Origin of the sequence: Mycobacterium noviomagense (assembly GCF_010731635.1) — a bacterium.
GTDB classification, from domain to species: Bacteria; Actinomycetota; Actinomycetes; order Mycobacteriales; family Mycobacteriaceae; genus Mycobacterium; species Mycobacterium noviomagense.
Window position 1 is genome coordinate 1,635,585 of sequence record NZ_AP022583.1, and the last position, 13,052, is coordinate 1,648,636.

7 protein-coding genes and 1 pseudogene are annotated in these 13,052 nt (G+C 58.7%); 5 read left to right on the forward strand and 3 right to left on the reverse strand.

Annotated elements, in window-relative coordinates; translation table 11 throughout:
* Nucleotides 1-211: 211 nt before the first annotated feature.
* From G6N15_RS07770 to G6N15_RS07785, 4 genes and pseudogenes are all read left to right on the forward strand, one after another.
* A pseudogene (locus G6N15_RS07770) lies at nt 212-1,326 on the forward strand (IS3 family transposase).
* A gap of 257 nt (nt 1,327-1,583) precedes the next feature.
* Nucleotides 1,584-3,146 (forward strand): GMC oxidoreductase, encoded by a 1,563-nt coding sequence (locus tag G6N15_RS07775; RefSeq protein WP_083088723.1) that lies wholly within the window; start codon nt 1,584-1,586, stop codon nt 3,144-3,146.
* Nucleotides 3,146-4,132, forward strand: coding sequence for an aldo/keto reductase (locus G6N15_RS07780; RefSeq protein ID WP_163747981.1), 987 nt, complete (start codon nt 3,146-3,148; stop codon nt 4,130-4,132). The genes G6N15_RS07775 and G6N15_RS07780 overlap by 1 nt, the downstream gene beginning before the upstream one ends.
* 235 nt (nt 4,133-4,367) lie before the next feature.
* Nucleotides 4,368-5,453 carry a class I SAM-dependent methyltransferase gene (locus G6N15_RS07785; RefSeq protein WP_083088725.1) on the forward strand — a complete coding sequence of 362 codons (1,086 nt, stop codon included), beginning with the start codon at nt 4,368-4,370 and terminating at the stop codon, nt 5,451-5,453.
* 145 nt (nt 5,454-5,598) lie between these two features.
* On the opposite strand, the gene G6N15_RS07790 is transcribed toward G6N15_RS07785, so the two are convergent.
* The 3 genes from G6N15_RS07790 to G6N15_RS07800 are packed head-to-tail and all read right to left on the reverse strand — an operon-like array spanning nt 5,599 to nt 11,862.
* Nucleotides 5,599-8,529 carry an MMPL/RND family transporter gene (locus G6N15_RS07790; protein ID WP_083088726.1) on the reverse strand — a complete coding sequence of 977 codons (2,931 nt, stop codon included), beginning with the start codon at nt 8,527-8,529 and terminating at the stop codon, nt 5,599-5,601.
* A 34-nt stretch (nt 8,530-8,563) separates the two neighbouring features.
* Complete coding sequence (locus tag G6N15_RS07795; RefSeq protein WP_139797911.1) at nt 8,564-11,446, reverse strand: MMPL/RND family transporter; 2,883 nt, start codon at nt 11,444-11,446, stop codon at nt 8,564-8,566.
* Nucleotides 11,443-11,862: an MmpS family protein gene (locus G6N15_RS07800; protein ID WP_083088727.1), complete on the reverse strand. Its 420-nt coding sequence runs from the start codon at nt 11,860-11,862 to the stop codon at nt 11,443-11,445. Before G6N15_RS07800 ends, G6N15_RS07795 begins: the two co-directional genes overlap by 4 nt.
* A 936-nt stretch (nt 11,863-12,798) precedes the next feature.
* Between G6N15_RS07800 and G6N15_RS07805 the strand changes: the two genes are divergently transcribed.
* Entirely contained in the window at nt 12,799-13,029 is a 231-nt protein-coding gene (locus tag G6N15_RS07805; RefSeq protein WP_083088728.1) for an MbtH family protein, read from the forward strand.
* The last annotated feature ends 23 nt before the right edge of the window (nt 13,030-13,052 follow it).

Below are 13,052 nucleotides of genomic sequence, written 5' to 3' on the forward strand. Positions count from 1 at the left end.
TGATTTGCTCACGCATCGCAATGATATAGCCGCGTCGCGCTCCATGCTGTTGCCGTTTACTAGGCTTCAGGGCGTGGATAGGCAGCCCGACCGGTTTGCTGGCGACATCCTGTAGTCGGTACGTGCGCACCTGCGCTGACCCCGGTTGGTTGGTCCGGGATGCGTGAGAGTTTTGCAGCCCAGGTTTTGGGCAGGAAGGCTCGACAAGATTATGGCGAGGAGGAAGCGGCACACTCCCGAGCAGATTGTGCGCAAGTTGATGACCGCGGATCGGCGGTTGGCCCAGGGCAAGGACACCGCGGCGGTCTTCCGCGAGCTGGGTGTCTCCGAGGCCACGTATCACCGCTGGCGCAACCAATTTGGCGGTCTGAAAGCTGAGGACGCCAAACGGCTCAAGGACCTCCAACGGGAGAACAGCACCCTTAAACGGCTGCTGGCCGACGCCGAGTTGGAGAAGGCCGCACTCAAGGAGATCGCGAAGGGAAACTTCTAAGCCCGGAACGCCGGCGGGCCGCCGTTCATCATCTCCAGCACGTTGCTGGGGGTCAGCGAACGGCTGGCTTGCCGCGTGACCGGGCAACACCGCAGCACCCAACGACACCAACCGGTGTCGGCGACACCGAAGGACCCCGACGCGGCGTTGCGTAGCTGGCTGCGTGCTTGGGCCAAGAAACAACCCCGTCGCCGGTTTCGGCCCGCCTACCACGATGCGCGCGATGAAGGCTGGAATGTGAACCATAAAAAGACTCAACGTCTTTGCGTGAAGAAGGGCTTCGCGTGCCACGGCGACGTCGGCGCAAACGCCGCGGAACCTCCACCGCGCCGCAGGTCAGCGCGGATGCTCCCGACCAGGTGTGGGCCGCCGATTTCCAGTTCGACGTCACCACCGACGGACGACCGATCAAGATCGTGCCCATCGTCGACGAGCGCACCCGCGAATGCCTCGGCGACATGGTCGAGCGCAACATCACCGGCGATGACGTCATCGGCGAGCTCGAACGCATTGCCGCCGATCGAGGCACCTATCCGGTGGTGCTGCGTTGACTCAACGGACCTGAATTTGCCTGCGCGGCAATGGCCGACTGGGCGGCAGGGCATGTCGGTCTGTCCTTCATCCCGCCCGGAGAGCCCTGGCGCAACGGCTACGTCGAATCGTTCAACTCTCGTATCCGCGACGAATGCCTCAACATCAACAGCTTCTGGTCACTGGCGCAGGCCCGAGTGGTCATAGGCGACTGGAAATACGACTACAACCACCACCGTCGGCACTCAGCGCTGGGCTACCAAGCCCCGGCCCGCTACGCTGCGCTCTGTACCCACCGATGAACAACTCTCACCCATCGTGGACCAGTTCACGGGGTCGGCCACACCGACAGACGCGCCAGGACGCAGCTAGCGTCTGCTGTTGCATGATTCGAGAGACTCCGAGAGTGCCGGTGGTGTAACGTTCCGCCCCAGCAAGACCTTGCAGGGGGGAACACTTCGAAGCATGCGTGTCCTGTTACAAGAGGGCAGTGCGATTCGGCCAACCGCCGCTCCCGATGACGAACGTGACACGCACGCAGCAAGCGAGACGCTCACGTATGCCCAGCAGTGATTCCATCTATGACGCTGTCGTCGTCGGCTCCGGAGCTTCCGGCTCGTGGGCCGTCAAGGAGCTGACGGAAGGGGGGCTCAACGTCGTATTGCTCGAGGCCGGCAGATGTCTGGACCTCGCACGCGACTTTCCTGCCGACGCCCAGTCGGGCGTAATGGGGATTGCGGGCCGCATCAAATCGGCGATTCGAGGCCAGCACATTCAGGCGCGAAGCCCGGCGTTCACGGAGAATACAAAGCAGTTTTACGTCAACGACAGAGAGAACCCCTATACGACGCCACGGGGAAATGCGTTTCGCTGGTACAGAGGCCGGCAACTCGGCGGACGCCTGCACACCTGGTGCAGGCAGGTTTACCGCATGTCGGATTACGAGCTGAAAGCCGCAAGCATCCGTAGCGTCGGTGTCGATTGGCCGTTGTCCTATGAAGACCTAGCTCCGTACTACGACGTGGTCGAGCGAACGCTCGGGGTCTACGGAAAACCCGCGGGCATTTCAAATTGTCCGGACGGACAGTTCATCGGGCCTGCGAAGACAACAAAAATGGAAGAATCGTTTCTGGCCAATGTCGAGAGACGACTTCCCAACGTCCACGTCACCCATGCCCGGATCGTCAAGTACGACAACAATCGGGTTCCGCTTCCCATCAGACTCGCGCTGGCAACCGGCCGCCTTGAGATCCGAACAGACGCTGTCGTGAGCCGATTGCTGATCGACGCGCACTCAGGTGAAGCGACCGGCGTCGAATACATCGAGCGACTAACCCGGAAACCGCAGACAGTCCGTGGCAAGGTCGTTGTCCTGTGTGCCTCGGCAATCGAGAGCGTGCGGATCCTCCTGAACTCGGCGTGCGAGAAGCATCCCTTAGGTGTCGGTGGGTCGTCAGGCCATCTCGGTCGCTACTTGTGCGATCACGTGACCTACGCAGAGTCGGGCAAGGTCCGTGAAGAGGATGTCGAGCCCGCTCCAAAGGAGGACGGTTTCGACTTTGTGGCAACAGGCCTCTATATTCCGAGCTTCTGCCAAAGCGAATCCACGAATTTTCCCGGCGGCTACGGCATTCAGGTCGCGGTCGGCCGCGGCATGCCCGCATGGGGCATGGCCGCCTTCGGCGAGATGCAGCCCCGATACGAAAATCACGTCACGCTCGACCCAAGCGTGAAGGACGCATGGGGAGTGCCCGCAGCAAGAATCGAGTGCAGCCATTCTCCCGATGAAGTCAATATGGTGGCCCACATGAGCCGGACACTCCCGGAAATCGCTGCCGCCGGCGGTTTGCAGGTGGATAAGAACCGCAATGTCGGCCGCCGGGGTCGCCTCTTCCCACCCGGCGGTGCCGTTCATGAGACCGGAGGCGCACGCATGGGTGACCACCCAGAGAACTCAGTGCTTAACCCGCTCTGTCAGTGCTGGGATGCTGACAACGTGTTCGTGACGGACGGTGCATGTTTCGTCTCCTCCGGATTCCAGAATCCGACGCTCACAATGATGGCCCTCACCGTTCGAGCGTGTCAGTTCATCGTTCGCGACTATCTGAGGCCCGCGATCTAATGGACTACGGGAAGGTTGCCGGCATTGATAAGCCCGTCTCCAGAATCGTCTTCGGCACTGATCGGTTGCGCGGCCGGCGACTGCCGTGGTCGCCAACAAGAAGCCTTGAGCAACAAGCCTTCTCGCTTTTAGATAAGTCATTTGAGCTGGGATGCAATACCTTCGACACAGCACGCATGTACTGGGACAGCGAACGCACGTTGGGTGCCTGGATTCGGGCGCGGCGGAACCGCGACAACGTTGTGGTCGTCAGTAAAGGATGTGCTCCCAACCTCCTCTTAGGACGCCCGCGGGTCTCTCCGTCGGTTGTGTCGCACGACCTGCACGCATCCCTCAAGGCGCTCCGCACCGATTGTATTGATCTGTATCTACTTCACTACGACGATCCCACCGCACCAGTCGAACCGCTCATGGAGCAGCTCAACCGTCACGTCGACGAGGGCAAGATCAAAGCGATAGGTGCCTCTAACTGGTCGCACGAGCGCATTGCCGCCGCCAATACGTTTGCTGCTCGCAATGGATTGAAACCGTTCAGCGCGTCGAGCGTTCAATTCAGCCTCGCCGAGTGGACGCAGGCTTTCTACCCTGGCGCCGTCACCCTGGCAGGGGACGGCCAGCATGTCGCAAGAGAATGGTATGCGGCGCAAGAGCTGCCAGTGTTCGCGTATTCCAGCCTCGCCCGCGGGTTTTTTTCGGACCACTACCAGCCGGAGAACCCAGACCTCAACCGTGTCAGCCGGTGGTGTGCGAGCCACTTCGGGTCCGAAGAGAACATCCAACGGCTCGAGCGCACAAGGTCGTTCGCGCGTGAGCATCACCTCACCGTTGCGCAGGTTGCGCTCGCGTACGTGCTGTGCCACCCGCTCCACGCGTTTGCCGTGGTCGGCTGCACAACATCCGAGAAGTTCGCGGAGAACGTAGCCGCACTGTCTGTGAAGCTCGATGAGGCGACGCTTCACTGGTTAGCCACGGGACATGGCCGATGAAGAACTCCTGTTCTACGGTCGTCTCGGCATCAGTCCATGGCATACCAGCCGGGTGTGCTTTGCAGCTGGGCGGCATCCATGACGCTGGTATTCATGTCGATCTCGGCGTATGAGCGATAAGCGGAGCAGTCCGCCCAGTCGAACATCGGCCATCAGGCTCAACGCCCTTAGGTCACCCGAGCCGAGACCTGGAGGTGAACCCGTGGGGCGAGCCGATCAGCGGGCAGTAGATCGGATGACCATACACCGCATATGGAGAGCATTTCTCATTGCCGGCGCGCTCATGGTCGTTGCGGCATGTTATTTAGAACCAGCCCTCGCCGTCGCGATCGCCCTACTTCTGGTTTTGCTCCTCTGCGCACGCCTGGCTTATCGGGGTCGCGACCGCTTCATTCCGAACTTATACGCTCGCGACATCAGCGTCTATGACGACTCATATCGTTCGTTTATCGGCCGCACGATGTCGGATCTGCGCCAGCGGAGGATTCGAGGCCATACGCTTTTGTGGGAGGCATCGCGCCTAGCCAGGCATTGCGGCGAGCATCCTGACGAACTGGTTCTCGATCTAGGTGTCTGGATCGGGTGGTCGACAAGACTCATATCTGATGCTTGCAATTGCACGGTGTACGGCTTCGATACCTTTACGGGACTTGTCGAAGACTGGCAAGTCGAGGGCCAGGCGGTTATAGAGCGGGGGTCTTTTTCAGTATCAGAACCGTTGGCGCAACGGTTTATGCGCGATACCGGTGTGACCTTCTACGACGACTTACCGGCGGTGCTCGGTCGCAAGGTGCACTTTATTAGGGGCAGTACTTATGACACGTTGACGCCGTTCTTGGCCGACCACCCAGGCGTACCAATCAGGCTCTTTCACATGGATTTGGATACATATGACAGTTGCCTGCATGCGTTGGAAGCGTGTAAAAATCACTTCGTCGAAGGATCTATCTTGGTCTTCGACGAGTATTTGGTCACCGACGGCGAACTACGGGCGTTTTACGATTTCCAGAGCCGCTACGAGCTGGAATGGCAATACCGGGCTTGGGGCCTCGAGATAATGGAGATGAACGTCGAGATGACTACTGCGCGCTGGAGGCGCGTGTGGTACTCCATTCTCCGTATCGGATTACACTGGTTGGACATGCCGGGTAACTACACCTGGGCGTTTTACCGCAGGCCATTTTGGCGATTTTGGCTGGGCGCTCCTATCGGCGATATACTTTTCATGCTTGGTGCAGCCGGACAACGGAAGTCGGTCAGCCTTGAAATTACCGGTCTAGGTAAGTTAGACCGGGGAGGCCAGCGTCAACGCCAGGAATGAATGAAACGCTAAACGGAATAAACGTGCGGCGGGTTCAATAATGCGCGACTTGCTTCCGATGGCGCCGAATTCCTTCGCTAGTGATCGTGGTTTAAACCAATCTTCTCGAATTCCACTGCCGCATGGTCGCCCGTTGTGGCGCTGATCAACGGCGTGGGTAACCCCGGAGGGACACCGTCGGTAATTCAACTGTGTCCGGGTCGTCGTCGTGCTCTTCCCTGAGGAGCAAGGACCGAACCAACGGACGCGGTCCGTACGGCCTGAGCATTTGGCTAGCGGGCCGGGGGCGCACTGTTTGCGGCCACCAGAACCACCGGCCGAGCAGCGCGGCAATGGACGGTGTCATGAACGAGCGCACGACCAGCGTGTCGAACAACAGACCGAGACCGATAGTCGTTCCCACTTGTGCGATGATGCGCAGGTCACTGACTGCCATCGACATCATTGTGAACGCGAACACCAGACCAGCGTTCGTCACGACTTTGCCGGTGCCACCCATTGCACGGATGATGCCCGTCTTAATTCCGGCGGCGATTTCCTCTTTCATCCGGGACACCAGCAGCAGGTTGTAGTCAGACCCCACGGCCAACAGGATGATCACCGACATCGGAAGCACCATCCAGTGCAGCTTGATGCCCAGGATATATTGCCAGACCAGCACCGACAGTCCAAAGGAAGCACCCAAAGAAATTGCCACCGTGCCGACGATAACCAGTGCGGCAATAAAACTTCGCGTGATGATCAGCATGATGATGAAAATGAGGCAGAGCGAACCGACTCCTGCGATCAATAGATCGAAGGTAGAGCCGTCCGACCAGTCCTTATAGGTTGCCGCCGTGCCGGCGACATAGACTTTCGCGCTCGTCAGGGGTGTGCCTTTGAGTGCCTCCTCTGCGGCCGTCCTGATCTGGTTGACTCGCTTGATTCCGTCGGGCGAAGCGGGGTCGCCGCGCTGCGAGATAATTAATCGGGCTGCTTTCCCGTCGGGCGACAGGAAGGAACTCATCGCGCGGCGGAAGTCCTTGTTTTGGAAAACTTCCGGAGGTAGGTAGAAAGAATCGTCATTTTTGGCGGCATCATATGCTTGTCCCATGGCCATTGCGTTGTTGCTGGAGTCTTCCATCTCGTCGAAGGTCCCGGACATGGTGCTGTGCATGGTGAGCATCATGGTGCGCATGTTCTGCATGTTCGCTATCATCGGCGGGAAGTACTGGAGCATCTGCTGCATGAGCGTATCCATTTGATCGAGGTCTTTCTCGAGCTCATGCATCTTCTCGGTAAGTACATCGACACCGTCGATGGTATCGAATATGCTTCTCAATGACCAACAGATCGGAATGTCGTAGCAGTGCTTTTCCCAATAGAAGTAGCTACGAATGGGCCGCCACATATCCTCGAAGTCCGCAATGTGATCCCGCAACTCATCAGTGACAGCGATCATTTCCTTCGTGGTAACAATGGTGTGATGAGTTATAGCGGTCATTTGTTGCGTCACACCGTACATATGCTGCATTATGCCGATCATCTTGGCCATGTCATCGGCCTGCTTCAGCATGTCGTCTGTTCTGGCTTTCATATATTTCATATCTTGCTGCTGCATCGCGTTTTGCATGCTGAGCAAAAATGGTATAGAAGTATGATTAATCGGTGTTCCCTCCGGCCGGGTGATGCCCTGTACCCGCGAGATTCCGGGAATCCGGAAGACTGCCTTGGCTAGTTTGTTGAGTACCAGAAAGTCTGCTGGATTGCGCATATCGTGATCGGACTCGATCATCAGGATTTCCGGCATCATTCGTGACTGCGAGAAATGCCGGTCGGCTGCCGCATAACCCAAATTGGCCGGGAGGTCTTGAGGAATATACTTGCGGTCGTCGTAGCTTGTCTTGTAGCCCGGCAGAGTCAGCAGACCGATCAGTGCGATCGCGCATGCGGCAGTCAGAATCGGCGCGGGCCAGCGGACAATAGCGGTGCCTACTCGACGCCAGCGACGGACTCTGACGGTGCGCTTCGGCTCGAATAGCCCAAAGCGGCTGCCGGCGGCGATAGCTGCCGGCACCAGCGTGAGCGCCACCGCGACCGCAACGACCATGCCCACGGCGCACGGGACACCCATGGTCTGGAAATAGGGCATCCGGGTGAAGCTCAAGCAGAAAATCGCACCGGCGATCGTCAAACCGGAAGCCAAGACAACGGGAGCGACCCCGCGGTAGGTGGTGTAATAGGCCGTTTCTGGATCCTCGCCCGCGGTACGTGCCTCGTGATAGCGGCCAAAGAAAAATATTGCGTAATCTGTTCCGGCCGCGATCGCGAGAGACACAAGCAGGTTAATGGCAAACGTGGAAAGTACAAGAATATCGTTGTTGCCGAGAAAAGCCACGATTCCTCGGGCCGCCGCTAATTCGATGCCAACCATGACCAGCAGCAAGACCACGGTGATGACCGAGCGGTAGACAAGAAGCAGCATTGTGAAGATCACTGCGACCGTCACTGCGGTGATCTTCACAATGGATTTGTTTCCACTGTGCTGCATGTCCACGATGAGTGGAGACGCGCCGGTGACATAGGCCGCGACCCCAGGAGGTGCCGGCGTCCGCTTGACGATATCCCGCACCGCTGCCACGGATTCGTCGCCCAGCGTGGTGCCTTGGTTGCCGGCCAGATTCAATTGCACGTATGCGGCCTTGCCATCGGCGCTTTCGGCGCCCGCCGCCGTGAGCCGATCTCCCCACAAATCCTGGACGTGTTCAACGTGCCTCGGGTCAGCTCTTAACTCGCGAATTAGCTCGGCATAGTATTTGTGAGCCTCTTCGCCGAGTGGCTGCTGCCCCTCGAGGACGATCATCGCGAAACTGTCCGAATTGGACTCTTTGAAGTCTTTGCCCATCCGGACCATGGCCTGTACAGACGGCGCGTCTTTGGGGCTCATTGACACCGAATGCTGCTGACCGACCTTCTCCAGCGATGGAACCCCGAAGGTGACAAGCAGAACCAGCGCCACCCACGCCAGGATGACGACGAGCGAAAACCGGTGGATTGTGCGCGCCACCAGCGCCTGCCGAGGTGGTTGGTTCCTCATTCGGCCTTCCAAAGCCAGCAGAAGGTAGCCATCGCTAGCTCCTCAGCAACAAGGACCGTACCAGTGGACGAGGTCCTGTCGGCCGAAGTAATGCACTGGCAGGCCGAGGACGCACTTGTTGCGGCCACCAGAACCACCGTCCTAGCAGCGCGGCGACCGACGGCGTCATGAACGCGCGCACGATCAGCGTGTCAAACAGCAGCCCGAGGCCGATGGTGGTCCCGATCTGCGCGATGATGGTCAGGTCGCTGACGACCATGGACATCATGGTGAAAGCGAACACCAGGCCTGCATTCGTCACGACTTTGCCGGTACCACCCATCGCGCGGATGATGCCCGTCTTTATGCCGGCACCGATTTCCTCTCGCATACGTGATACCAGCAGCAGGTTGTAGTCAGATCCGACCGCCAACAGGACGATCACCGACATCGCCAGCACCACCCAGTGTATTTGTATGCCGAGGAGGTACTGCCAGACGAGGACCGAAAGCCCGAACGACGCTCCGAGCGAAAGCGCCACCGTACCGACGATAACCAGCGCCGCGATGAAGCTTCTGGTCATGATCAGCATGATGATGAAAATCAGGCACAGCGCAGCCACTGCCGCGATCAACAGATCGTATCGGGAGCCGTCTACTATGTCTTTCGCCATCGCGGCGGTGCCGGTGAGGTAAATCTTCGCGTTTTCCAGCGGAGTTCCCTTCAGCGCCTCCTCGGCCGCGGTTTTTATTGCATCGACCCGCGAGATGCCCTCGGGTGACGCGGGATCGCCCTTCTGGGTGATAAGCATCCGGGTGGCTTTCCCGTCCGGCGACACAAAGACCTTCAGGATCCGTTGGACGTCCTTGTTCTTGAAGATGTCCGGCGGCAGGTAGAAGGTGTCGTCGTTCTTGGCTTTGTCGAAAGCCTTCCCCATAGCTGTCGCATTGTCGCTGTTGTCCTCCATCTGGCCGAAAATTCCGGACATTGTGCTGTGCATGGTCAGCATCATGGTCCGCGAGCTCTGCATGGTCGCAATCATCGGCGGGAACTGGGTCAGTAGCTGGGGCATAAGCACGTCTATCTGATCCAGGTCTTTGACAAGGTCCTGCAGCTTATCGGTAACCTCGTCAACACCGTCGATCGCATCGAATATTGATCTCAGCGACCAGCAGATGGGAATGTCGTAGCAATGCCTTTCCCAGTAGAAATAACTGCGAATGGGCCTCCACATGTCCTCGAAATCCGAAACGTGGTCCCTCAACTCATCGGTGATCTCTGCCATCTCATGCGTTTTACCGACCATGCGATGAGTGGTACCGGCGAGCTGTTGCATCAAGGCATACATGCGCTGCATCAGGCTGATCGTTGTCGACAATTCGTCAGCCTGCTTGAGCATGTCTTTCATGCGTTCTTTCTGGAACGCTAAATTTTGCAGCTGGCTGGCCTGCCCCATGCTGAGTATAAACGGTATCGACGTGTGTTGGATCGGGTCTCCAGTGGGGCGAGTGATGGCCTGCACATTGGCGACGCCTGGAACCGCGAAGACGCCCTTCGCTAGTTTGTTCAGTATCAGCATATCTGCCGAATTGCGAAGATCATGATCAGTTTCGACCAGTAACATCTCTGGCATCAGCATTCGCGACTCGGGAAAATGGCGCGCTGCGGCTGTATAGCCCAGGTTGGCGGGAATATCTTTCGGAATATACTTCTGATCGTTATAGCTAGGTATGTACCCCGGCAGCGCTAATAGGCCGATGAGCGCGACTGCTAATGCCGCGGCCAGGATTGGCGCTGGCCAGCGGACGATCGACGTGCCTATCCGCCGCCATCCACGACCCATGACCATGCGCTTGGGCTCAAACAGACCGAAGCGGCCGCCTAAGGCGATAACTGCCGGAACCAGAGTGGTCGCCACAGCCACCGCAATGACCATACCCACCGCGCACGGAATCCCAATGGCCGAGAAAGCGTTCAGCCGGGCAAAACGAAGGCAGAAAAGGGCTCCGGCGATCGTCAGACCGGAAGCTAAGACAACTTTGGTGACCCCGCGGTAAGTGGTGTAGTAAGCCGTGACGCGATCCTCGCCGGCCTGGCGCGCCTCTTGATATCGCCCGAAAAAGAATATCCCGTAGTCCGTACCAGCCGCGATAGCAAGGGAGGTCAGGAGGTTCACGACAAAGGTAGTAAGACCGATATGCGCGTGATGGCCGATGAACGCGACAACGCCTCGGGCGACTTGCAATTCCACCCCGACCATCAGCAACAAAAGAACTACGGTGATGACCGAGCGGTAGACCAGGAACAACATAGTGCAGATCACGGCGAGGCTTAACACTGTGATTGTGATGACCGTCCTGTCACCACTGCGCCCTAGGTCCGCAGCAATCTCCGCCGGGCCAGTGACATACACCTTGAGCCCCGGTGGTGGTGGCGTCCGCCCCACGATGTCCCGGACGGCTTCGGCGGCTTCGTTCCCCGAGGTCTGGCCCGGCTCGCCGGCGAGGTCCAACTGGACATACGCAGCTTTGTTATCGGCGCTTTCCGCGGCGTCCGCCGTGAGAGGATCCCCCCAAAAATTGTGAATGTGGGTGATGTGCTTCGGATCACCTTCCAGCTGGCGAATCAAATCGTTGTAGTACCGGTGAGCCTCGTCGCCCAGGGGTTGCTGACCCTCCAAGACGACCACCGCAACATTGCCGGAATTGGATTCCTTGAAGTCCTCAACGACCCGATTCGCCGCCTTGAATGCCGGCGCATCGCTGGGAGCCAGCGATACCGAACGTTCTTTCTCGACCTGCTCCAGTGAGGGGACAGCGGCACTCAGGATGAAGGCGATCGCCAACCACGCCAAGATGACCGGCACAGAGAACCGATGGATCATCCGCGCTGCGAATGGTGGCGTGGTGTGTTCGCTGGCCATGTGCTCGCCGATCATCCGTTCTTCAGCAGGCAGAAGGTAAAGGCGTTGACTTCGTTGGATATTCGTTCGGCTTTGACCTCACCGTCCACCACGATCCGGCAGCCGATGCTGTTACTGTCCCCCTGCGCCGCGACACTTCCAACGGCCGTCGCCTCGCTGGTCGCGAACTGCACCGACCACGGCAGGCGAGCGTTATCCAATCGCCGCGGGTCAGCATTGACGTCGAAGTAGCTGATGGTTGCCACCGTTCCTGGGGGTCCGAAGACCTCATACGTCATGTGTTTGGGGTTGAAAGGCTTGGTGTCGTTGGTCTTGGTGTCGGCATACGAGGGGCGTTTCTCAGAGCCAAAAACGTTGTGGAGCCGTGTCACGGTGAATCCTCCGCTGGCGATGACCACGAGTATTACCAACGGGATCCACAATCTCCTCAGAACGCTGAAAATCGCGAATCCCCTCCGTCTTCATAGCTGGCGCTATGTGAGCCACTCGAGCATGCAACTACACGTCGTCCGCGACACGCCAGACGACGGCACCTCGAGTGCGGTGCGCGTCGCAGGCTAGCCATACGGCGGTCACCCTCAAGCCGCGGCGCCCGCGGGAGCGCGGCCAGATCTTGATGAGTAAACCATGCCGACGGCCTCCGTATCGCCTCGTTCGCAACGCGATATGGGCGTGATATGGGATCGTAATGCATACGACGTGGGTGGAATGCAGGGCACCGACGTCCCGCGCGGACCCGTGAACCGCATGGTGCCCGTTATCCTCGGCCACGGTGGAGATTACGTTATCGCTCGGCCGTACTCAGAACATGTGCTGTCGAGGCGATCGTTGTCCGCTTGGGGTCGCCCGCTGAGGAAAACCATGCTGCATCGGTGACCTCGACGCGAGCCAGCAATCGTGCCGTGGTGCCCTATTGCCCCATGGTGTGCGCTGCGATCGAGCCTGCAACGCGTCATGGCTCACCGGAGAGCCGACCTAAAGGGGAGAGGGATTTGCTATCCCGCTTATCTCGATTCCTGACAGCAACGGCGCTTAATTTGGGCGTGCAACTAGTCCCTCGCCGCACCAAATACAGAGGTGTGGCTGGCAGGAATGGCCGGAAGGCCCGGTTCGGCGGCACAACCGACTTACGAAACGCCATCGTGCACTAAGAGCACGCGTAGCAAGGCCAGGCCAACCTTCGCTTTCCCGGGTAAGGGCAACGGCAAGGCAACGCGCAAACCCAGTACAACGCACCAATCACCGCTGTCCGAAGCCCTCTTCAGTGAGTTTGTCGAAACCTCGGACCCGCCTTGTTGGTCTCACGTATAGTTCAGAACGGTTGCGCTTGTGTCAATTAGATAGGCCTGGGGGAACAGGGGGACCTAGTGAGCATCAATCCGTTCGACGACGAAAATGGCAGCTTTTTCGTCTTGGTCAACGACGAGGAGCAGCATAGCCTGTGGCCAACCTTCGCTGATGTCCCAGCCGGCTGGCGGGTGGTTTTCGGTGAAGCGGATCGCGCAGCGTGCCTGGACTACATCGAACAAAACTGGACCGATATACGGCCCAAGAGTCTGCGCGAACGGCTGGCGAGGAGCCGGGCTTCTGATAATTAGACCGTCTGGGTTCGGGAAGTCCG